The sequence below is a fragment of the Rhizobium sp. C104 genome (assembly GCF_022354505.1).
GTDB lineage: Bacteria > Pseudomonadota > Alphaproteobacteria > Rhizobiales > Rhizobiaceae > Rhizobium > Rhizobium redzepovicii.
In genome coordinates, this window is the sequence record NZ_CP092348.1 from 1,686,287 (window position 1) to 1,706,518 (window position 20,232).

Sequence of the window (20,232 nt, forward strand, 5' to 3'; positions counted from 1 at the left end):
TTACCAAAACGGGCTATGAAACTTATCCGGCTTCGCTCACCCTGGAGAGTGCGGTCTTCAAGCTGGCGATCTGCCCCTTCAGTTCCTCGAGGCGCTCGCGTTCGGCCTCGACCACCTCGGGATTGGCATTGGCGACGAACTTCTCGTTGGAGAGCTTGCCGTCGATGCGCGAGATCTCCCCTTCCATTTTTCCGATCGCCTTTTCAAGCCGAGCCTTTTCAGCGGATAGGTCGATCAGATTGCCGAGCGGCAGGCAGATGGTGGCCTCGTCGACGACGATCTGAGCTGCCCCCTTCGGCGCATCGTCGGCCAGCGATATCGCCTCGACACGCGCAAGCCGCTTGATGGCGGCGTCGTGGCGGAACAGCCTTTCGCGCGTCAGGTTGTTGGCCTTGACGACGACGAGCGGCGCTGTCGCTGACGGCGGCACGTTCATTTCGGCGCGCACCGAGCGGATGCCGGAGACGAGGTCGATCAGCCAGTTGATCTCGTCGGCGGCACCGTTATCGGCATAGGAGGGAGACGGCCATTCGGCATGGCAGACCAGCGTATCGCGCTCTTTGCCTTCGCCCGCCGTATGCGCCCAGAGCTCTTCGGTCATGAAGGGCATGAAGGGATGCAGCAGCTTGTAGATCTCTTCGAGGATATAGGCGCTGCAGGCCTGAGCCTCGGCCTTGGCGCCCTGGTCCTCGCCGTTGAAGACCGGCTTCAAAAGCTCGAGATACCAGTCGCAGACCTCGTTCCAGACGAAGCGATAGAGCGCGCCGGCGGCATCGTTGAAGCGGAAGGCTTCGAGTGCTTCCGTAACGTCACGTTCCGTACGGGCAAGTTCCGTCAGGATCCAGCGGTTGATGGTGAGTTCAGCGGCCTCCGGCACGAAATGCCGATCGCTTTTCGCCCCGTTCATCTCGGCGAAACGCGTGGCGTTCCAGAGCTTGGTGCCGAAATTGCGGTAGCCGGCGATGCGGGCCGGATCGAGCTTTACGTCACGGCCCTGCGCCGCCATGATCGCCAGCGTGAAGCGCAGCGCATCGGCGCCGTATTCGTCGATCAGCTCAAGGGGATCGATGACGTTGCCCTTCGACTTCGACATCTTCTGCCCATTCTTGTCGCGCACCAGCGCGTGAATGTAGATCGTGTGGAAGGGTTCGACGGGATCGCCATTCTCGTTCTTCATGAAATGCAGGCCCATCTGCATCATGCGAACGACCCAGAACGGGATGATATCGAAACCGGTGACCAGAACACTCGTCGGATAATAGCGCGCGAGTTCCGGCGTCTGGTCGGGCCAGCCGAGCGTCGAGAAGGGCCAGAGCGCGGAGGAGAACCATGTGTCGAGCACGTCCTCGTCCCGCGTCAGGATCTCGCCCGGCTTGAAGTTTTCGAGCAGGTCCTCGACATAGGCCTTCATCGGCCCCTCATGCGACAGGTAATGCTGAATCGCCGCCTGCAGCGCCTCTTCCTCGGTCTGTTCGACGAAGACCTGACCGTCCGGGCCATACCAGGCGGGAATCTGGTGCCCCCACCAGAGCTGGCGGGAAATGCACCACGGCTCGATGTTCTCCAGCCAGTTGAAATAGGTGTTTTCCCAGTTCCTCGGAATGAACCTGGTTTTTCCCTCGCGTACGGATTCCAGCGCGGGCTGTCCCAATGTCTTGTTGTCGACAAACCATTGTTCGGTCAGCCGCGGCTCGATCGGCACGCCGCCGCGGTCTCCGTGCGGCACCATATGCTTGTGCGGCTCGATCTTGTCGAGGAGCCCGGCCTCTTCGAAAATCTCGACGATGACCTTGCGCGCAAAGAAACGGTCCTGTCCTTCCAGACGGTCCCAGGCGCCATGCAGTGCGGCAGGATTGTCGAGGCCTTCGAGGAAGTCCTCGTTGTCCTTGATGGTAATCGTGGCATCGACGTTCATGACGTTGATGGCCCGCAGCTTCGCGCGCTTGCCAACCTCGAAGTCGTTGAAATCATGCGCAGGGGTGATCTTCACCGCACCCGTGCCGGCCGTCGGATCGGCATAAGAATCGGCGACGATCGGAACCTTGCGGCCGACGATCGGCAGAATGACATGCTTGCCGACGATCGATTTGTACCGCTCGTCTTCGGGGTTCACGGCAATGCCGGTATCGCCGAGCATCGTCTCCGGCCGCGTCGTCGCGACGACGATATAGTCGCGCGTCTCGAATTCGGTCGGCTTGCCCTCCTCATCGAAGGCGATCGGATATTGATAGGTGATGCCCGGCTCGAGCGGATAGCGCAGATGCCAGAGATGGCCCTTCACCTCGTGCTGCTCGACTTCCATGTCGGAGATAGCCGTCAGGAGCTTGGGGTCCCAGTTGACGAGGCGCTTGTCCTTGTAGATCAGGCCTTCCTTGTAGAGCGTGACAAAAACTTCGAGGACGGCCTTCGACAGGCCTTCGTCCATGGTGAAGCGTTCGCGCGACCAGTCGCATGAGGCGCCCAGGCGCTTCAGCTGGTTGAAGATCAGGCCGCCCGATTCAGCCTTCCACTCCCAGATCTTGTCGATGAAGGCGTCGCGGCCCATTTCGCGACGGCCGGGCAGCTGCTGTTCCATCAGCTTGCGCTCGACGACCATCTGCGTGGCGATGCCGGCATGGTCCATGCCGGGTTGCCAGAGCACATCTTTGCCGCGCATGCGCTCGAAGCGCACCATGATGTCCTGCAGCGTGTTATTCAGCGCATGGCCCATGTGCAGCGAACCGGTGACATTCGGCGGCGGGATCACGATGGTGAAGGTCTCGGCGCCGGGCTTGGCGTTCGCGCCGGCGCGGAAAGCGTCCTCCTCATCCCATTTCGCGGCGATTTTGGGTTCGACGGCAGCAGAATCATAGGTCTTGTCGAGCATTTTCTGACCAATTTCGAGGTTCGAGGATGGCGTTTGTAAATAGGATGGGCACGGGCAAGTCAATAAAAAAGCCGCCCCGGAGACCGGAGCGGCTTTTCAGGAAAAAGCAATCCGATCAGCGGCGCGGGCCGCGCGCCACGCGCTCGATTTCCTCGCGCACCAACCGCTCGACCAGCGTCGGCAGATTATCGTCAAGCCACTCGCGCAACATCGGACGCAGCATATCCTCGGCGATCTCGTCCAGCGAGCGGCGCTCCGCACCGTCGATCGCGGCGGCGAGCTCCTCGAAGGAGCGGCTGATCTGCAGGCCGGCATTCTCCGAAAGCAGGGTCGGCTGGACCTCATCCATAAGGCTCGGCAGGAAAGCTTCGGCCGAGGACTGAGCGGGTTCCAAAGGCGGCAACGTCGTTTCAACCGCGGCGGCGGGTTCGGCGACTGAAGGCGCCGATGCGGCGACTTGGCCCCGTGGTGCCTCCGCGAATACCGGCTCGACCGGCGGCTCGATCACGGCCTGCGGAACCGGCGCTACAGCAGCCGGAGGGAAAACAGGCTGTGTCGGCTGCGGCTGCGGTGCAGCCGCGCGCGGCGGCTCCGGCATAACCGCCGGCTGCGGTTCGGGCTGGCGGAAGCCGCTCGGAATTTCACGCAATGCCTGACCGGCCTGCACGGCGCTGCGCTCGGAAGCGGCGCGCACGCGGGCGGCGACATCGGCAAGCGACAGGGCGCGGGCCGGTACTTCAGCTTCGGGGGCAGTGCCAGCCGAGTTGGCGGCGACGAAACGCGGATCGGAGGAGCGCATGGCCGGTTCGGGGAACTCCACGCCGGCATAAGTGTCATCCACGGTCAGATGGATTTCGGAACCGTTCTCATCCTCATCGGCGCCGTAAACCGGCGGCAGGGATGCGGAAATCGCCTTGCCGGCGCCGGGCTCATTGCTTTCGATGATCTGGCGGATGGAGGCCAGAATTTCTTCCATGGACGGTTCACGCGCTACACTTGGCTGAGCCATTTCTATCCCCGTTATCCAAAAACAACGACCGGACGATGTGGAGCGGTCATCCGAATCACCGCGACCTTAGAATACCTCAGACGGGAAAAAAATCATCGCGAATCAAATGAATGCGGCCATGCACAGTTTTGTTACCCCATGTTTTCGACCTGGCAGTCTCAGGATAAATGATGTTTGTGAAGGCTTTCAGGCGATGCGTGGATTCAAACTGTTGCAGCGTCCTTTGGGCGTCGGAGAAGACGCTGCTGCGCTGTTATAAAAACGGGCGCCAGTGGCGCCCGTTGCTGATTCATCGACAAACGGCGTCAGAAAACGAATTCGCGTGCCTTGGCGAAGCCCGGCAGGGGCTTGACGGAGGCATTGAAGAAGACGTTTTCCGAAACGGCGCCCCGCTCGGCGACGAACACCTTGGCGCGGGCGGCATTGCCGTAACCTTCGACCGTGATCAAACGACCGCCATCGCGCAATTGATCGAGAAGGGCCGCGGGCACCTCCTCCACTGCGCCGTTGACAAAGATCAGATCATAGGGAGCGCCGGCAGCGTAGCCCTTTTCGAGCGGTCCGGTGACCACCTCGACCTTGGCGTAGCCGGCGAGCTGCGTCTTCGCCTCGGCGGCCAGCGCCTCGTCGCATTCGAGCGCGATGACCGAGCCGGCAATGATCGACAGCAGCGCCGATGTGTAACCGGTGCCGCAACCGACTTCGAGGACGAAATCATCCTTGGTGATTGCGGCCAGCTGCAGCAGCTTGGCGAGCGGCGATGCCTCCATCAGGAAGCGCGCCGGCTTTCCGGGTGCGGCGGCCGATATCTCGACATCGTTGTCGATGTAAGCCAGCAGCTTCGCCTTCTCCGGCACGAATGCCTCACGCGGGACCGTGAGAAACGCCGTCAGCACGGAATGCGAGGTAACGTCCGTCGTGCGAACCTGGGTGTCGACCATCTTTACGCGCGCTGCTTCGAAATCCATCATGTCCTCTCGCTCTTGAAAGCGGTTCCTGTCTCTCGTCTCTTAATCCCCGCCACCGATGCTTTCAAGGCTTGGCAGCCGCCGGCGAAAAGAATCCGGCAGGCGCTTCTTCCGCGCAACAGAGGCAATGAGGCTCTGCACGCAAACGTGGAATTCCCTGCCCCTTCATGTTATGATCTTCAACGGAGGAAATAGGAGGAGCAGGCCATGTCTGCGATTTTCGAATATCTGACGCTGTTCGATTTTTTCATCGTCGCAGCGCTCATCGGCATCTTCTGCTGCGGGCTGCTGGACGGCGAAACGACCCTGAAGTGATAAGGGCGCGGAAGCGTGCAGACCACTCATGGGGTCTGCGACGATCTTATGCCGACGGACGGCAGGGCATGCGATGGTGGGAGATGTTGGAGGCCTCGCCCGGAATTGAACCGGGGTACAAGGATTTGCAGTCCTCTGCGTCACCACTCCGCCACGAGGCCTCACAAGCTCGTTATCTGAGCCGTGGCGAGCGTTTAGAATGATCGTAAGGAAATCGCAAGAGGGCATTTCGGAAAAACGCCATTCCGCGGCAGCCGAAAAGTCCATTTTTCAGTGCCGGCCGGCACGAGCGCAGGCTCGAATTCCCTCATCGTAGCGGTGCCCTTCCCGGCAGTGATCGCATTTGAAACAAATTGTTAGCTTGACGATCGTCCTGCGGGCTTCATATTGGCCCTGGGAGGGCGATAGGAGCTGCAAATGGAGTGGGCTGCCCTCAAATCGAAGCACGTGCATGCGGCCTATGATGCCGACAGCCGCGATCTTCATGTTAAATTTCCGGGTTCTCCACCGATGAAGCATGTGGACATTCCGCCGCATGTCTACGAGAACCTGCTGGAAACGACTGATCCATACTTCTACTACAACTATTATATCGCGCCTTCCCGCGTCTCACAGAGCAGCCGACATGTCTCCCTATCCTACGCGCTGAAGCTCGTCCTCCTCCTTGCCGTCAGCAGCTTGTTGATGGTGACCAGCCTCGATCAGGGTCCCAACGGCGTTTTTGAAGAAAGCGAACTCAGGTCCAACTAGATTAGGTTCGCGTGGGCGATACACCCGGCTCAACGGCGATAAGACCTGCCGCCACACGGTTGGTCAGGCCATCGAAATTGTCGCTTCTGTTCTGATTGCGAGAGCGGCGATCGTTCCGGTCGCGATCGTTATTGCCGTCACGCTCATTGCGGCCGTTGAAGTTGCGGTAGTTGCGAGGCCCGTTATAGCTGCCGCCCTGGCCGTGATCGACCACGCAGCCTTCAGGACGGCGGCAGATGCCGCGAGCGTCAAAACCCCGGCTGTCGACAGCCTGGGCTTCAGCGGGAACGCCTGAGAGAATCGTCGCCACTGACAGGGCGACAACAAAAAATGCCTTCATGTCCTCACCTCTCAGCCAGCCGGTTTCCCACGCCTGTGCCACCAGACCGCTAGGCGGCGGCGGAGCCGGCGCGCGACAGGAAGATCGTGCGAGAGCACAAGGAAGCCGAGCGGCAACATCCAGAAGCCCAGTATCGGCAGGAAGCCCAGGAAACCGCATAGAATGAGGGCGACGCCGATCGCCATCCGCGCGATGCGGGAGCGCGGCATACCGATGCTGAAAGAGCCGAGCATGAGCCTGCCGCTTGCATGATCGATGCCGAAGCGCCCTGCCCGCTTCCTGGGCTTTTCGCCGCCCCTCGTCTCTTCTCGCTCATTCCGGTTCGTCATTCCCCAGAGATGGGCACAGACAACCCAAATACAAGTTCATTTCATTTTTTTGAAAAAACTGCTTGGCAAATCGAACAAGCATTTGTATTAGCCCACTCACACCGCGCCAAGCAGTGATCCCTGGTAGCTCAGCGGTAGAGCATTCGACTGTTAATCGACAGGTCGCCGGTTCGAATCCGGCCCGGGGAGCCATTTTCAAGTTAATCGCCTGTTTCGTTGAGAAATCCGAAGACAGGCGTTTTCTTCTCACTTTTAGCCCTAAATCAGCATCCCCTAATCCTTGCGAAAATTCACAAGGCGCTTAAATTCGATCCATCGGATAGCTTTTGCCGGTGACCACGGATGTACTGGCACCGAGCTGATGCAATCAAAGAAGGTCGGCGCGAGCGTTCGCCCCGACCTTTTTCTTTGTTCAGGCGCCAGACACAAAACGCTCGCCGAGTTGGAGCTTGGCGGGCTGCTGTGGTTGTGGGGTGAGGTCGACGGCTTCAAGAGATCGGAGCGATGCCGACTAAAAATTGAAATACACGGTCACGCCTGATCGACGACGATAGGGGTAATCGTCGCGATAGCCGTAATAGTCGCGATAGCCGTAGTGCCGAGGACGGTAGCACGAGCCGTAATACCGGCAGTCGCGGTAAGCGTACCGGCTTTTCTTCCAGTGGCCATACGCATGTCCATTGCCGTGGCGACGGTCTTTGACCTGCTCGAAGTCGGCGGTGTGCATTGCTACCGGTTTCGGCACGAAAATCGGCGTGGCGTTTAGCGGCAGAGCGAAACATGCAGTCAAGACTGTGGCTGCGACTACGGGAAAAAGCTTTTTCATCGGCGCATCCTTTCAGGCCCCGAGTTCTCGGTTAATACGCATTAACCTGGCATGAACGGCTCTCCTCTGTGGAATTTCCAGAAAGACCCGCCGCCGCGCCCCAGTGTCGGAAGGGGTGGTGATCGCGCCGGTCATCGGTGTTGGAGGAGCGGAGGTCACGTCAATGTGGCGCGGATTGCGCGACTCGAAAACAGCGGCGGCGCTTCACGTGCGGTAGCCAAAGAACCACCAAAGGTGTAGAGCCCATCGACATGGCCCTAGACCCGCTCAAAGCACTCTCCGACTATTCCGAAGCCGATTGTACCGTGCAGTTCTGGATCGCCGGCGCGCCCGCAGTTGAATTCAAATCTCTACAGGCCGCCGTGAGTTACGCTAGAAATAATGGCGGACGATGGCAGGAGATCGAAATCACGGTGCATTTGCCGCGCGAGGATATCGTCTACGCAACCGACAAGGTGCACCAGTTGATCGATGCGTTGCCCCGCGGCCAGTGACATTGTTGGAATCGGCCCAAAGATCCACCTCGCAAGAGAATCAGCGTCGCCGCGGTCGTGTGCGCCCACGGGGCGCCCGGCCTTTATCGATGGTGATTGCTCAGGGCCTGTGTCCTGGCGTTCGCCTTTAACGAAAGCAACAAGCGACGAACCGGTCATCTTTGCGTTGCCGGTCTGATGGTATAGAGACTGCGGCAGGACGCGACCGCCATTAAATTAAGAATGGGGTCGGGCGGCAGATTGACGTCACGTCGCTGCCACGAGATCACGTGGCCGTTCTTTCTTGATCGTTAGAGCGTGGGAACCGTGCCCTCGGCTCCCTTCAAACATATACTATCGCCAAAACCATCAAACGGGAATGACGCCAGGAGCGGATCACGAATCCTGCCGGCCGACCTGCGCGACCGCTCACGAAGCACCTCCGCCCGCAAGCTGCCGTTATAATCGGACGAGCCGACCGCTTCTAATAGCTGCACGAACGGCCATCGCCGGGTCGGAAGCCATCGGCGCAGGCCGGATTCAAGGAATCTCCCGGTTGATATCCCGACGCCGAGCCGTATGAATTCGGCGCCGTCGAGCAGGCGGAAGTGATAAAGGCAAGACTGATTGCTCCGGCCGCTACAAATGCCCGAAATCTGTTCATCGATGCTTCTCCGATTCACGCTGTGATGCAGCCATGAGTTTCTGCCTTTGGGAGTAACGGGAGAATTTCCCCACCTTGAACCCAAGATATAGGTGCGCTCCCCGGCTGGCGTTAGCGCGAGCGCCCTAGATTTCGTCAATCTTATAATCTGCGTCTGAAGATCGTCGATGATCAAGCGGGCCGGGAACAAACACCGCGGTTAAAAGTTGAGTGGCATCAACAACGTAACGTCAGCTTTGACAGGAGGTCTCTCATGGGTCGCGGTATTCTACTTTGGCTGCTCGGTGTTCCACTGCCTATCATCATCCTTCTTGCTCTGTTTATGCGATAGGAACAGATCATGTCGGTTTCAATGACAGGTTCCGGAGAGGTTGCCACTCCGGTTGAATCCTCCAAATCGGCCATGACATGGGGGCCTATCTTCGGGGGCGCCGCCGCGGCCATTGGCGTCACCCTCATTCTACTGCTGCTTGGATCCGGGCTCGGGCTGACCATGGTGTCGCCCTGGTCGGGGCAAAGCAGTTCGCTCGGGACACTCGGCGTGACGGCGGCAATCTGGCTCGTTCTCGTGCAATGGCTCTCTTCGGCGCTCGGAGGCTACATTACCGGCCGGCTGCGGACGAAATGGGCGGCTGTTCACACGGACGAGGTTTTCTTCCGTGACACGGCTCATGGTTTCCTGAAGCTGGGCGCTGGCGACCGTCTTCGTCGCCGGGTTTCTCGCATCATCGTTGACCTCGCTGGCCGGCGCGGGTGCACAAGCCGCGGGATCGGTCGTGGGATCGACCGCCACGGCCGCCGGCACGGCAGCAGCTTCGTCGGCAACCTCGCCGGTGGATCTGTCCACGTCCTATTTTACCGACGCATTGCTGCGCCCTGACAAGGCTCGCGCCGCGGCGACGTCCAATGATGCCGCGGCAACGTCCGAGGTGTCCCGCATCCTCCTCAACGGCGCTGCCCAGGGCCAGGTTCCCGATGACGACAAGGCCTATCTTGCCACCATCGTATCGTCCCGAACGGGTCTTTCCGAAGCCGATGCACGCACCCGCGTCGATACGGTGCTGAAGCGGATCGACGACGCCAAGGTCGCCGCCCAGAAAGCTGCCGATGAGGCACGCAAGGCGGCCTCCACGACGGCCCTGCTCGGCTCGCTGTCGCTTCTGATCGGGGCTTTCATCGCCTCTGCTGCCGCAGCGTTTGGCGGATCGCAACGCGACGAAGAGGAAGATCTCATCGTTGCACGCCGGCTCTGAAAACCGCCGGAAACCGGGGGCGCGGGGTCGAAGGGCCCCGCGCCCTATTTTACGTTTGAACGCAACCCTTCGCCAGGTTGCAGTTTATTTCGCGGCGAGCGGAACATGTCGCCATTTTTGAGCTTCGGTTAGGTCACACCCTTTCCGGAGAAGATAGATGGCCAAGAAGACGAAGACCTCGCCCTCGGACAACGCGACGATTCATGATCAGAAACTGCACCGCGGTGCAGGCGGTGAGTTGCATCAGTTTGCCGAGCACGGCATGCCGGTGCTGACCACAGCACAAGGCGGCCCCGTTTCCGACGATCAGAATACGCTTCGTCTCGGCGCCCGCGGCCCCGCCCTCATCGATGACTTCCATTTTCGCGAGAAGATCTTCCATTTCGACCACGAGCGCATCCCCGAGCGGGTCGTGCATGCGCGGGGTTATGGCGCCCATGGCTATTTCGAAACCTATGAATCGCTGGCCGCCTACACCCGGGCCGATCTGTTCCAACGGCCCGGGGAAAAGACGCCGGCCTTCGTGCGGTTTTCGACAGTCGCCGGCAGCAAGGGGTCCTTCGATCTGGCGCGCGACGTGCGCGGTTTCGCGGTGAAGCTCTACACGCAGCAGGGTAATTGGGATCTGGTCGGCAATAACATTCCCGTCTTCTTCATTCAGGACGCGATCAAATTTCCGGACATCATCCATTCCGTAAAGCCGGAACCCGACAGGCAATTTCCGCAGGCGCAGTCGGCGCATGACAATTTCTGGGACTTCATCTCGCTCACCCCGGAAAGCATGCATATGATCATGTGGGTCATGTCGGACCGCGCCATCCCGCGCTCCTTCCGTTTCATGGAGGGGTTTGGCGTTCACACCTTCCGCTTCGTCAACGCGGCCGATGAATCGACCTTCGTCAAATTCCACTGGAAACCAAAACTCGGCCTGCAGTCCGTCGCCTGGAACGAGGCGGTCAAGATCAATGGTGCGGATCCGGATTTCCATCGCCGCGACCTTTGGCAGTCGATCCAGTCAGGAAACTTCCCGGAGTGGGAACTCTGTGTCCAGCTTTTCGATCAGGATTTCGCCGACACGTTCGACTTCGACATCCTCGATCCGACAAAGATCATTCCCGAGGAGATCCTGCCGGTCAAACCGATCGGCCGTCTGGTGCTCGACCGAATGCCCGAGAACTTTTTCGCCGAGACCGAGCAAGTCGCGTTCATGACGCAGAACGTTCCGCCCGGCATCGATTTCAGCAACGACCCGCTTCTGCAGGGACGGAACTTCTCCTATCTCGACACGCAGCTAAAACGTCTGGGCGGCCCGAATTTCACCCATCTGCCGATCAACGCGCCGAAATGTCCCTTCCACAATTTCCAGCAGGATGGCCACATGGCGATGCGCAATCCTGTCGGACGGGTCAATTACCAGCCGAACTCCTGGAATCAGGGACCGCGAGAATCGCCGGTTCAGGGCTATCGTCACCTGCCGGCCGAGGAGCAGGGTGCCAAGGTCCGGTTGCGGCCGGAAAGCTTTGCCGACCATTACAGCCAGGCCAGGCAGTTCTTCATCAGTCAGACTCCGCCGGAGCAACGCCATATTGCAGCAGCGCTGATCTTCGAATTGAGCAAAGTCGAAACACCGGTCATTCGCGAGCGGATGGTCTCGCATCTTATGAACATCGATGAGACTTTGGCCAGCAAGGTCGGCCACGCACTCGGCTTCAAATCGATGCCGAAGCCTGCCGATGCCGCCATGCCGACGCGCCAGGATCTCGAGCCGTCGCCGGCGCTCAGCATTATCGAGCGCGGTCCGAAGCGGTTCGAAGGACGCAAGCTCGGTATTCTTGTCACCGATGGGAGCGACGCCGCGATCTTCAAGGCGCTGCTTGCCGAGGTCACCGAGCAGAAGGCAACATTCGAAGTGATCGCGCCAAAGATTGGCGGCGTGACGCTCTCGGACGGCAATTGGATCGAGGCGCATCAGATGATCGACGGCGGACCTTCGGTGCTTTACGACGCCGTCGCGCTACTGCCCTCGTCGGCGGGAAGCAGTGATCTGCTAAAGGAGGCAACGGCCCATGATTTCGTTTCGGATGCCTTCGTGCACTGCAAGTTCATCGGCTATGTGGAAACAGCGCTGCCCCTCATGCAAAGGGCCGGAATTGCCGATTCCCTGGATGAGGGCGTGCTTGCGCTTAGAGCGGCCGGGGATGTCGCGGCCTTTGTTAAAGCGCTTGGCAAACTGCGTGTCTGGGGCCGCGAACCGTCGGTCAAACTGAATTGAACATAGGGTGGCCATAAGAATGGCTCGTCGTCTAAAACCCGCGGAAACGCGGGTTTTAAACTGTTCGCAGCACTTAATGTATTGAGCTTGGATTAGGGAAACATCTGCTCCCTCTTTCGTTTATGCGCTGTGGAGAGCCGTATGCGCTGGCGTTTTCGACAGATTTCCGACTTGGCCGTCTTGTGGGCGGGGCATCGCGTGGTCCCTGTCACGCTGGTCGCGTTGGTCGCCATATGGGCGGCGGCGGGCGTCACTTTTTCTTTCCCACGGCAATGGTTTTTGCTGACCAACGTGATGGGGACGCTCATCATATTTTTTATTCTTCTGCTGGTGCAGCACTCCCAAAATCGGGACATGGTGGCGCTCCAAACCAAGCTCGACGAACTGATCCGATCAAGCAAGGCCGGAAATCACTGGATTGCGGCTGAGAAGAAAGAGGTCGAGGCCATCGAGGAAATGCGCCAGCAACACCATGACAAGATGACAAACTGAAAAGTCGCATCGAGGCGATATGCATCAGGTGGAGGCTGCCTCCGCGGCAGATTTCTCATCCGCTTTTTCCTCGACGCATTCGGCTTGCGCGGCAAGCGTCTTGCTCATTTCTCTGAGTTCACCCTCGTCCAACTTTTCGATGCCGACGAACTTGTTGGCGGCCTGGCTCGTCAGGATGAGTTCGTCCAGCTTGGCCTGAACCGCTTTGCCGTCACGGTTCTGGCTGTTCTGCAACACGAAGACCATCAGGAAAGTGATAATGGTCGTGGTTGTATTGATCACAAGCTGCCAGGTTTCAGAATAGCCGAAAAAGGGTCCCGATACCGCCCAGGCAATCACGAGCGTCAGAGCCGCGACAAAGGTGAACGGCTTTCCCGAGAAATCGGCGACGATGGTTGCAAAGGAAGAGAAGAAGTTGGGTTTGTTCGACATCTGAAAAGCCTCGCTAATTGCAGCGACAATGCTGTCAATCGACAACATCAACGTCATTTCCGGACCGAAGTTCCTCGCCCGGCGAGCCTACCCGCGCTACCGGAAATCCAGCCTGCTCAGAAAATATTGTGCAGCGCAGCAACTTTCCGCCGACTGACGCGTTTACGCAGGCATCACCGCCATCCCGGCTGCTGATTGGCGGAGACTTTCATGAGATCTATGTCCGACACGCTCGCACGCCTTGCTGCGTTGCGAGGAACGCTTCGCCCCCGCCCCACGCAGGAAAATCCCGATCTGATTGCCCTGGGCACATTTGGTGCAAACCCGGGTGCTTTGGGAGGTTACATCTTCCTGCCGTCGAAGCGCGCAAAGAACATGGCGCTGGTCACCGTCCTGCACGGCTGCACTCAGACCGCCGCCGGCTATGACATCGGGTCGGGGTGGTCGCGATTGGCAGAGGATTATGGTTTCGCGCTGTTGTTTCCCGAGCAGCGAAGGGCAAACAATCCCAACCTCTGCTTCAACTGGTTCAACCCGGAGGATATAGGCCGGGATCATGGCGAGGTCTTTTCCATTCGCCAGATGATCGCAAAGGTCGTTGCGGAACACAGCATCGACAGCAGGCGCGTATTCGTGACCGGGCTTTCGGCCGGTGGCGCCATGACCGCCGCCATGCTTGCCACCTATCCGGAGATTTTTGCCGGAGGCGCCATCATTGCAGGCCTGCCCTATGCCAGCGCCGCGACCATTCCCGAGGCGTTCGACCGAATGCGCGGTCATGGCGGCCCGACCGCCAAAGAACTGCAACTGCGGTTGAGAAACGCCTCAACCCACAAAGGCCCGTGGCCGACTTTGTCGCTCTGGCAGGGAAGCGCGGACAGAACCGTCGTGCCATCGAATGCAAATGCAATCGTCGACCAATGGAGAAATATCCACGGCATCGACGTATCGCCGTCGCGCGTGGAAAATATCGGACGCCATCAGCGAAGGGTCTGGACCGACGCTCACGGGGTGGAGGTGATCGAGCTCTATACGATTGCCGGAATGGATCACGGCACGCCGCTCGACGTCGGCACCGGCTACGGGGCGAGCGGCCCCTTCATGCTTGACATCGGAATTTCCTCGACCGTCGAAATCGCCAGGTCCTGGGGCCTGGTTCCCTCGTTTGAAAAGCGGCGCAATGTAAAACCCGCTACTGCGCAACCGGAAAACGTCGCAGGTTCATCTGCCATAGGGGATGATCGCGGCGGCATCCAGAAGGTCATTGAAGACGCCCTTCGATCTGCCGGGCTGCTGCGGTAAAGCGACAGAACGGGAGCAAACTGGTTGCCATGCCATTCGCCGGGGGACCGTCCAGATTCAGCGAGAGCGCCGCTATCGGTTCTGAGACTTGGGCAGCGGCCCGTTTTGATGGCTGAGGACGAGTTCGATCTGGACATCCTGCTGAAACTGCAGCACCCGCTCGCCGACGTCGCTCTCCGGCATTCCGGCTGCCAGAAGCTGATCGGCGAGCCTGCGGCATTCAGCCCTCCAGAATGCAATCGCATCCGCGCCATGCCTGCGGCCGAGTTCACGGGCGCAGCGCTCGATATTGGCGGTTCCGGTTCCGGAGGGAAAGGCAATCACCACGCCTTCACTCTGGGCGGCGGGGCGGCAGGTCATTTCAGTAGCCATCGAACACAGGTTCCTTTGATCCTGTTCGTTGTCTACGGGACTATGGTTAATGCTTTCTATCGTTCTTATCCGTTCCTTTCGATGAAGCAGAATTTGCAGTCGACAACCGTCACACTGCTTCGTCTTCGACCTTGACGCCGGCACGGGGATGCGTCGACTGTCGGTGTGACGATCGACACTCCAGGCAGCAGAGACCACCGATGACGATAAGCGCTCCCCGCGATTTCCTGAAAAGCCTGTTCGACGCGGCTGTTCGCGCCGCCGATCCGCTGACCGGCATCAAGGCAAACCTGCCTGACAGGCCGCAGGGAAAGACCGTGGTGATCGGCGCCGGCAAGGGTGCCGCGCAGATGGCGCGAGCGCTCGAAAGCGTGTGGGACGGGCCGCTTACGGGTCTGGTGGTCACGCGCTACGGCTATGGCTGCGACACACGCGACATCGAGATCATCGAGGCTGCCCATCCTGTTCCCGATCCGGCGGGACTTGCAGCGGCAAGACGGCTGACGGAGACGGTGAGCGGACTGACGGAAGACGATCTGGTGATCGCGCTGATCTGCGGCGGCGGCTCGGCGCTGCTGCCCGCCCCGCCGGTGGGGCTGACACTCGAAGACGAGATTGCGCTCAACGAAATCCTGCTCGCCTCGGGGGCGCCGATCTCGGCGATGAACGTCGTGCGCAAGCATCTCTCGACCATCAAAGGCGGGAGACTTGCGGCAGCAACCAGAGCAAGGGTCGTCAGCCTGATCGTCTCCGACATTCCCGGCGACAACCCGGCTCATGTCGCCTCCGGGCCGACAGTGCCTGATGGTTCGACGCGGCACGACGCGCTTGAGATCGTCAAGCAATATGGATTACAGCTGCCGCAGGCAGCCCTCGACCATCTGAACTCACCCAAGGCCGATGCGCCGCGGCCCGACGATCCGGTCTTCCGACGCCACGCGCATCACATCATCGCCTCTGCCGGCGTCTCGCTGGAGGCAGCCGCCGCCCTGGCGAAGTCGCAGGGGATAGTGCCGGCGGTCCTTTCGGATGCGATCGAGGGAGAATCGCGTGACGTGGCGCTGGTGCATGCGGCGATCGCCCGCGAGGTGCTCGGCCGGAACAGGCCGTTTTCGAAGCCGGTTGTCATCCTGTCCGGCGGCGAAACGACGGTGACGCTTCGCGCCAAGGGCGGCAAGGGCGGACGCAACGGCGAATTCGCGCTCGCCATGGCGCTAGCAATCGACGGACAGGAGGGCATTCATCTCCTTGCTGCAGACACGGACGGGATCGACGGCTCCGAGGATAATGCGGGTGCCTTCGCCGATGGCGGCACGGTCAAGCGCCTGCGCGCTGCCCGGCTCGATCCGCGCCGGCTGCTCGACGGCAATGACAGCTATTCGGGCTTTGCCGCCGTCGGCGATCTCTTCGAAACCGGCCCGACCGGTACCAACGTCAATGATTTCAGAGCTATCCTGATCCGTTAGTGGGTCTAGATCCTTCCCTGCCCGATCAGCCAGTCCACAGCCTCCTGCACTGCCTGCAGAGACGTGTATCTCGGGGAGTAACCGAGCAGGCGCCGGGCTTTGGCGATCGAGCAATTCGGGCTGCGGGCGATATGCTCCCATGTCGCCTCCGTATCTTCGGCCGTCTGGCTTTCGGCCCAGACATCGAATGGGGCGAAGCTGAGTTTCGGCTCCCGCCCAAACCAGTGCGACATGGCTTCGGCATAACCGCGAAGCGTCAGCGCCTGCTCCGAAACCGCGTGGAAGCTTTCGCCGGTCGACGCATTCCAGTTGGCGATCGCATCCATGAACATCGCCGCCACGTCATCGGCATGGACGTGATGGACCGTCTCCAGGCCGAAGTTGGGCAGCGCAAGGGCGTCTCCGCGGGCGAGGGTCGAAAAGACCTGCAGGTTGAAATTGCCTGCAGGGTTGAGCGGCGCCCATCCGCGACCGACGATGTGGCCGGGATGAATGATGGTGGCCGGAAAGCCGCGAAGCCTTGCCTGCTGCAGCATATAGGTTTCGATCGCCGCCTTCTGGATGCCGTAGTCACCGAAGGGAGACTTCGGCGCCTCTTCGAGTGTCGGCACGGTGCGGGGGTAGCCATGGGTCCAGATGGTGCCGGTGTGCAGGAAATGACCGACATGCCCGGATAGCGCGGTCACCAGTTGCTCGGCACTCTCGAGCGTGAAGCAGATCATGTCGATGACGATATCGGCTTTCACTTCACGCACGGCCGGGCCGAATTCGCCGGTCCGTTCCATCTCGGCCCGATCCATCTGGCGCTGGTCGACGGAGGCCCAGGCGCGATTTTCGGTGTAGGGCTTTGCCGCGCCGCGGCTGATGGTAACGACGTCGTGCCCCGCCTCGACCAGACGAGGAACGAGATAGGTTCCGACATGGCCCGTCGCTCCGATGACCAAAACCCGCATTGTCGTTCCTCCCTTTGCATGATCCGCGCCGACTATGCTGCGCCGTGTCGCGATCCTGCAAGCGGAGTTTTCGCCGCGAATGGGAAAGCGGCCCCGTTATCGATTCTTGAAAACAAGGCAGGTGCCGCCGTGAGTGCGGATCTGGTTGCAGAGGCTGTTGGCTTCCAGGCGCGTCTGCCGGCCGATGCGGGCGGCATAACGCGGGCGAAAGCCGAAGCTGCGATCGCGCTGGCGCAGGATCAGCGGCTGTTCCGCATTGAGCGGCGCAGGCAGATCCTGCACCGCATCGAGAAACATGCGCCGGGCCACCGCGACATCCGCGTTCGCGGCAAGCTGGACACCCCAGGGCGCCCAGTCGCCCTCCTGACGCCACGGCGTGTCCTTCAACGTCCGGCGTTCGGCAAGCGCCACGCAGCCGTCGAAAAAGGGCTTGTCCTTATCGAGCGGGGCTGCCGCAGTTTCCGGTGGCTTTTCCTTCCACTCCTCCACCGTATGGGCGGTGATCGCCATCACGTAGCTGCGCGTCTCGTAAGGCAATCTTCCTGACGCTAGGTAAGAAGCAAGACCGTTTTCGCCGGCATTATAGGCGGCGGCGGCAAGGCCGAGATTGCCGAAACGATTGCGCAATTCGTCGAGATACTGCGCCGATTTCCGGAGCGCCTCCAGCACCTGATAGCTGTCTTCAAGACCGCGCAGTTTCGCCGTTCCGGGCATGAACTGGGCAATACCCTGCGCGCCTTTGAAACTGACCGCGTCGGGGCGAAAGGTGCTTTCGCGCCAGATGAGGCGGGCGAAATATTCCGGCGGCAACTGATTGGCCTCGGCGAAATGCTCGATCGCGGCGCAGAGATCGCGATTGAAACTGTCCTTGCGGATGCAGAGCGTCTCATCCGATCCCGACGCAGAAGGCCCGGAATAGAGACAGGCCGGCTCGGCAGCGCTTACTTCCGGCTGGGCCTTTGGCGTGTCTATGACGGTAAACAGAAAGCAGAGCGAAAGCAGGGCCTTCGCCGCTCTCTTCCCCATGCCGGACTGACGCTTTCGCCCTCTCATCGGATCTCAGCAGGTTCGACTTCCATCGCGACGCTGATCATAGATAGCATCGTTCACGGCGCGACGCTTCCCCATTTCGGCAATGGCGCATGAAAAAGCCGCCGGGGGCAATGGCCGCGGCGGCTTCCAGAACGGCTTGAAAGCAGCGGTCAGGCCGTCGGCTGCTTGGTCTTCCGGAGATAGGGCAGAACCGTATCGAAGGAGCCGAAACGCGTGATCGCGTCTTCATTGGAAACCGCGGCGGTGATGATGACGTCTTCGCCCTGGTTCCAGTTCGCCGGTGTCGCCACCTGGTGCTTGGCCGTCAGCTGGATGGAATCGATGGCACGCAGGATCTCGTTGAAATTCCGGCCCGTCGTCATCGGATAGGTGAGGATCAGCTTGATCTTCTTATCGGGACCAATGATGAAAACCGAACGCACCGTGGCGTTGTCGGCGGGCGTGCGGCCTTCCGAGCTCTCGCCGGCGCCGGCCGGCAGCATATCGTAGAGCTTGGCGACCTTGAGATCCTTGTCGCCGATCAGCGGATATTCGACATCGAAGCCGGTGGCGGTCTTGATGTCGTTCTTCCACTTGGCATGGCTTTCCACGGGATCGACGGAGATGCCGATGATCTTGGCGCCACGCTTGGAAAAATCGCCCGCCAGGCCGGCCATGGCGCCGAGCTCGGTCGTGCAGACCGGCGTGAAATTCTTCGGATGCGAGAACAGCACGGCCCAGCCATTGCCGATCCACTCATGGAAGCTGATCGGTCCCTGGGTGGTGTCGGCGGTAAAATCGGGGGCAATATCGTTGATGCGTAAGCTCATGGTCGGCCCTCCAAAGCCTTGTGTTTAATGTTGTTTGTTTCAAATCGAGGCCATGGGATCCGTCCGCCGGAAGCGGTCGCGAGATTGCGGTCAACAGGATCGCACCGGCCGAAGGTTAAGAACTTCCCATTCCAGGATTTTAAGTAAGTCATATACCACGATCGCCGAAGGCATGCTCTTTCGATTTCAGGCCTGCGGCGGCATTATTTTTCCGATACATCCGAGCGATGATAAGGCCGATTTTTCAGTCGCCCCTATCGGACCGTCAGCGGTCCGCCCTTCCCCGCTTCAGGCCGCCTGAACGGTTTTGATCCTGTCGATGCCACCGACGACAGGCGCGAAATCGGCCCAGACACCCTGCGCGCCCTTCTGCCATTCCTCCAAGGCTTCCGGCTTCAACAGCTTTCCGCCATGGCCAAGCGCCGTCTCGACGGACTTCGCCTCGTCGTCGACGATCAGTTGGTTGAAGTAAGCGGCCCCTTCGCTGGAGGCCTGCTCGAATACCGCCTTCTGATCGCCGTTGAGGCCGGCCCAGAAGGCAGAGGAATAATAGATGACGCCTGATGCCCAGATATGGCCGGTCTCGGTCATATCGGGCACGACCTCATAGAGCTTGAAACCTGAGTAGGCCGATTTGGTCAGGTCCATCGCGTCGGCGACGCCGGTTGCGAGCGCATTATAGGTCTCGGTGATCGGAATGCCGATCGGCGTGGTGCCGAATGCGCTCCAGAGCTTGGTGTGCAGCGGGCTCTGGATCACACGGATGCGCTTGCCTTTGAGCTGCTCGGGCCGGGTCACCGGTTCCTTGGTCAGGAGATGGCGCGCGCCGTAATTGATGAAATCGCCGACGACGAAATTCTGCGCCTGCAGCTTCTGTTTGAGATCGGCGCCGACATCGCCGCCGACGGTCCTGCGGACATGGTCGGCATCGCGAAAGAGGAAGGGCAGATCGAGGATCTGCAGCTCCGGTGCCCAGCCGGAAAGCGACGAGGCCGTCGAGAGGCTCGCCTGGATCGAACCGAGGCGCACGCCCTCGGCCACTTCCTTCTCGCCGCCGAGCGCACCGTTCCTGACGATATTGAACTTGAACTGGCCTGGAAGCCTGGCTTCGACCAGCTCGCCGATTTTCACCCAGATCTTGGTTTCCGGCTTGTCGTCGCCGAGCAGCGAGGCGATCGTGATCGTCGTCGTGCGGGCGGCGGCCGTGCGGACGAAAGCGGGCGCTGCGAGCGCCGTTCCGGCGAGCGCTGCGAACTTCAGGAGATTGCGTCGGTTGAGATTGTCCATG

At 60.2% G+C, this 20,232-nt stretch carries 20 protein-coding genes, 2 tRNA genes and 1 pseudogene; 9 read left to right on the forward strand and 14 right to left on the reverse strand.

Annotated features, from left to right (window positions below; all coding sequences use genetic code 11):
* Positions 1 to 22: 22 nt before the first annotated feature.
* The 4 genes from MF410_RS09485 to MF410_RS09500 form a co-directional block, all read right to left on the reverse strand.
* Positions 23 to 2,866 (reverse strand): valine--tRNA ligase, encoded by a 2,844-nt coding sequence (locus MF410_RS09485; protein ID WP_097625275.1) that lies wholly within the window; start codon positions 2,864 to 2,866, stop codon positions 23 to 25.
* Positions 2,867 to 2,981: 115 nt separating this feature from the next.
* Positions 2,982 to 3,875, reverse strand: coding sequence for a DUF2497 domain-containing protein (locus MF410_RS09490; RefSeq protein WP_097625274.1), 894 nt, complete (start codon positions 3,873 to 3,875; stop codon positions 2,982 to 2,984).
* Between the two features lie 305 nt (positions 3,876 to 4,180).
* The gene (locus MF410_RS09495) at positions 4,181 to 4,846 is read right to left on the reverse strand and encodes a protein-L-isoaspartate O-methyltransferase (protein WP_179867102.1); all 666 of its coding nucleotides are present in this window, start codon (positions 4,844 to 4,846) and stop codon (positions 4,181 to 4,183) included.
* A gap of 399 nt (positions 4,847 to 5,245) precedes the next feature.
* Positions 5,246 to 5,319 (reverse strand) — tRNA-Cys (locus MF410_RS09500).
* A gap of 256 nt (positions 5,320 to 5,575) precedes the next feature.
* Between MF410_RS09500 and MF410_RS09505 the strand changes: the two genes are divergently transcribed.
* Positions 5,576 to 5,908, forward strand: a complete 333-nt coding sequence (locus MF410_RS09505) for a KTSC domain-containing protein (protein WP_097625273.1) — start codon at positions 5,576 to 5,578, stop codon at positions 5,906 to 5,908.
* Between the two features lies 1 nt (position 5,909).
* Here MF410_RS09505 and MF410_RS09510 read toward each other — a convergent pair whose 3' ends face one another.
* Entirely contained in the window at positions 5,910 to 6,248 is a 339-nt protein-coding gene (locus tag MF410_RS09510) for a hypothetical protein (protein WP_097625272.1), read from the reverse strand.
* Positions 6,249 to 6,259: 11 nt separating this feature from the next.
* Positions 6,260 to 6,577, reverse strand: coding sequence for a hypothetical protein (locus tag MF410_RS09515; RefSeq protein ID WP_097625271.1), 318 nt, complete (start codon positions 6,575 to 6,577; stop codon positions 6,260 to 6,262).
* Here MF410_RS09515 and MF410_RS09520 point away from each other — a divergent pair.
* Positions 6,497 to 6,694, forward strand: a complete 198-nt coding sequence (locus MF410_RS09520) for a hypothetical protein (RefSeq protein WP_165503884.1) — start codon at positions 6,497 to 6,499, stop codon at positions 6,692 to 6,694. The genes MF410_RS09515 and MF410_RS09520 overlap by 81 nt on opposite strands.
* A tRNA-Asn gene (locus MF410_RS09525) sits at positions 6,695 to 6,769 on the forward strand.
* 319 nt (positions 6,770 to 7,088) lie between these two features.
* Here the strand turns inward: MF410_RS09525 and MF410_RS09530 are convergent.
* Positions 7,089 to 7,403: a hypothetical protein gene (locus MF410_RS09530; RefSeq protein ID WP_097625270.1), complete on the reverse strand. Its 315-nt coding sequence runs from the start codon at positions 7,401 to 7,403 to the stop codon at positions 7,089 to 7,091.
* Positions 7,404 to 7,654: 251 nt separating this feature from the next.
* Here MF410_RS09530 and MF410_RS09535 point away from each other — a divergent pair, with 251 nt between their 5' ends.
* The gene (locus MF410_RS09535; protein WP_097625269.1) at positions 7,655 to 7,897 is read left to right on the forward strand and encodes a hypothetical protein; all 243 of its coding nucleotides are present in this window, start codon (positions 7,655 to 7,657) and stop codon (positions 7,895 to 7,897) included.
* A gap of 463 nt (positions 7,898 to 8,360) precedes the next feature.
* Here the strand turns inward: MF410_RS09535 and MF410_RS09540 are convergent, their stop codons facing one another.
* Positions 8,361 to 8,540, reverse strand: coding sequence for a hypothetical protein (locus tag MF410_RS09540; protein ID WP_003586986.1), 180 nt, complete (start codon positions 8,538 to 8,540; stop codon positions 8,361 to 8,363).
* 340 nt (positions 8,541 to 8,880) lie between these two features.
* Between MF410_RS09540 and MF410_RS09545 the strand changes: the two are divergent.
* The 3 genes and pseudogenes from MF410_RS09545 (at position 8,881) to MF410_RS09555 (ending at position 12,557) form a co-directional block, all read left to right on the forward strand.
* Positions 8,881 to 9,793: pseudogene (locus MF410_RS09545) on the forward strand (hypothetical protein).
* A 157-nt stretch (positions 9,794 to 9,950) separates the two neighbouring features.
* Positions 9,951 to 12,065: a catalase gene (locus MF410_RS09550; protein WP_097625267.1), complete on the forward strand. Its 2,115-nt coding sequence runs from the start codon at positions 9,951 to 9,953 to the stop codon at positions 12,063 to 12,065.
* 141 nt (positions 12,066 to 12,206) lie between these two features.
* Positions 12,207 to 12,557, forward strand: a complete 351-nt coding sequence (locus MF410_RS09555) for a low affinity iron permease family protein (RefSeq protein ID WP_097625266.1) — start codon at positions 12,207 to 12,209, stop codon at positions 12,555 to 12,557.
* 24 nt (positions 12,558 to 12,581) lie between these two features.
* On the opposite strand, the gene MF410_RS09560 is transcribed toward MF410_RS09555, so the two are convergent.
* Positions 12,582 to 12,989: a low affinity iron permease family protein gene (locus MF410_RS09560; RefSeq protein ID WP_097625458.1), complete on the reverse strand. Its 408-nt coding sequence runs from the start codon at positions 12,987 to 12,989 to the stop codon at positions 12,582 to 12,584.
* Between the two features lie 210 nt (positions 12,990 to 13,199).
* Between MF410_RS09560 and MF410_RS09565 the strand changes: the two genes are divergently transcribed.
* Positions 13,200 to 14,291 (forward strand): PHB depolymerase family esterase, encoded by a 1,092-nt coding sequence (locus MF410_RS09565; RefSeq protein ID WP_097625265.1) that lies wholly within the window; start codon positions 13,200 to 13,202, stop codon positions 14,289 to 14,291.
* Between the two features lie 72 nt (positions 14,292 to 14,363).
* On the opposite strand, the gene MF410_RS09570 is transcribed toward MF410_RS09565, so the two are convergent.
* Entirely contained in the window at positions 14,364 to 14,663 is a 300-nt protein-coding gene (locus MF410_RS09570; RefSeq protein ID WP_003586992.1) for a DUF6074 family protein, read from the reverse strand.
* Between the two features lie 200 nt (positions 14,664 to 14,863).
* Between MF410_RS09570 and MF410_RS09575 the strand changes: the two genes are divergently transcribed.
* Positions 14,864 to 16,129, forward strand: coding sequence for a glycerate kinase (locus tag MF410_RS09575; protein ID WP_097625263.1), 1,266 nt, complete (start codon positions 14,864 to 14,866; stop codon positions 16,127 to 16,129).
* Between the two features lie 5 nt (positions 16,130 to 16,134).
* Here the strand turns inward: MF410_RS09575 and MF410_RS09580 are convergent, their stop codons facing one another.
* From MF410_RS09580 to MF410_RS09595, 4 genes are all read right to left on the reverse strand, one after another.
* Positions 16,135 to 17,082 carry an NAD-dependent epimerase/dehydratase family protein gene (locus MF410_RS09580; RefSeq protein ID WP_097625262.1) on the reverse strand — a complete coding sequence of 316 codons (948 nt, stop codon included), beginning with the start codon at positions 17,080 to 17,082 and terminating at the stop codon, positions 16,135 to 16,137.
* Positions 17,083 to 17,178: 96 nt separating this feature from the next.
* Positions 17,179 to 18,135, reverse strand: a complete 957-nt coding sequence (locus MF410_RS09585) for a lytic transglycosylase domain-containing protein (protein WP_097625261.1) — start codon at positions 18,133 to 18,135, stop codon at positions 17,179 to 17,181.
* Positions 18,136 to 18,284: 149 nt separating this feature from the next.
* Entirely contained in the window at positions 18,285 to 18,944 is a 660-nt protein-coding gene (locus MF410_RS09590; protein WP_049734242.1) for a peroxiredoxin, read from the reverse strand.
* A 288-nt stretch (positions 18,945 to 19,232) separates the two neighbouring features.
* On the reverse strand, positions 19,233 to 20,231 hold the full coding sequence (locus tag MF410_RS09595) for a TRAP transporter substrate-binding protein (RefSeq protein ID WP_097625260.1): 999 nt from the start codon (positions 20,229 to 20,231) through the stop codon (positions 19,233 to 19,235).
* Between the last annotated feature and the right edge of the window lies 1 nt (position 20,232).

What these genes read in the sequence shown, in the direction of transcription:
- MF410_RS09485 (WP_097625275.1), bottom strand. Translation starts at nt 2,866, where the DNA reads ATGCTCGACAAGACCTATGATTCTGCTGCCGTCGAACCCAAAATCGCC.
- MF410_RS09490 (WP_097625274.1), bottom strand. Translation starts at nt 3,875, where the DNA reads ATGGCTCAGCCAAGTGTAGCGCGTGAACCGTCCATGGAAGAAATTCTG.
- MF410_RS09495 (WP_179867102.1), bottom strand. Translation starts at nt 4,846, where the DNA reads ATGATGGATTTCGAAGCAGCGCGCGTAAAGATGGTCGACACCCAGGTT.
- MF410_RS09505 (WP_097625273.1), top strand. Translation starts at nt 5,576, where the DNA reads ATGGAGTGGGCTGCCCTCAAATCGAAGCACGTGCATGCGGCCTATGAT.
- MF410_RS09510 (WP_097625272.1), bottom strand. Translation starts at nt 6,248, where the DNA reads ATGAAGGCATTTTTTGTTGTCGCCCTGTCAGTGGCGACGATTCTCTCA.
- MF410_RS09520 (WP_165503884.1), top strand. Translation starts at nt 6,497, where the DNA reads ATGATCGATGCCGAAGCGCCCTGCCCGCTTCCTGGGCTTTTCGCCGCC.
- MF410_RS09515 (WP_097625271.1), bottom strand. Translation starts at nt 6,577, where the DNA reads ATGACGAACCGGAATGAGCGAGAAGAGACGAGGGGCGGCGAAAAGCCC.
- MF410_RS09530 (WP_097625270.1), bottom strand. Translation starts at nt 7,403, where the DNA reads ATGAAAAAGCTTTTTCCCGTAGTCGCAGCCACAGTCTTGACTGCATGT.
- MF410_RS09535 (WP_097625269.1), top strand. Translation starts at nt 7,655, where the DNA reads ATGGCCCTAGACCCGCTCAAAGCACTCTCCGACTATTCCGAAGCCGAT.
- MF410_RS09540 (WP_003586986.1), bottom strand. Translation starts at nt 8,540, where the DNA reads ATGAACAGATTTCGGGCATTTGTAGCGGCCGGAGCAATCAGTCTTGCC.
- MF410_RS09550 (WP_097625267.1), top strand. Translation starts at nt 9,951, where the DNA reads ATGGCCAAGAAGACGAAGACCTCGCCCTCGGACAACGCGACGATTCAT.
- MF410_RS09555 (WP_097625266.1), top strand. Translation starts at nt 12,207, where the DNA reads ATGCGCTGGCGTTTTCGACAGATTTCCGACTTGGCCGTCTTGTGGGCG.
- MF410_RS09560 (WP_097625458.1), bottom strand. Translation starts at nt 12,989, where the DNA reads ATGTCGAACAAACCCAACTTCTTCTCTTCCTTTGCAACCATCGTCGCC.
- MF410_RS09565 (WP_097625265.1), top strand. Translation starts at nt 13,200, where the DNA reads ATGAGATCTATGTCCGACACGCTCGCACGCCTTGCTGCGTTGCGAGGA.
- MF410_RS09570 (WP_003586992.1), bottom strand. Translation starts at nt 14,663, where the DNA reads ATGGCTACTGAAATGACCTGCCGCCCCGCCGCCCAGAGTGAAGGCGTG.
- MF410_RS09575 (WP_097625263.1), top strand. Translation starts at nt 14,864, where the DNA reads ATGACGATAAGCGCTCCCCGCGATTTCCTGAAAAGCCTGTTCGACGCG.
- MF410_RS09580 (WP_097625262.1), bottom strand. Translation starts at nt 17,082, where the DNA reads ATGCGGGTTTTGGTCATCGGAGCGACGGGCCATGTCGGAACCTATCTC.
- MF410_RS09585 (WP_097625261.1), bottom strand. Translation starts at nt 18,135, where the DNA reads ATGAGAGGGCGAAAGCGTCAGTCCGGCATGGGGAAGAGAGCGGCGAAG.
- MF410_RS09590 (WP_049734242.1), bottom strand. Translation starts at nt 18,944, where the DNA reads ATGAGCTTACGCATCAACGATATTGCCCCCGATTTTACCGCCGACACC.
- MF410_RS09595 (WP_097625260.1), bottom strand. Translation starts at nt 20,231, where the DNA reads ATGGACAATCTCAACCGACGCAATCTCCTGAAGTTCGCAGCGCTCGCC.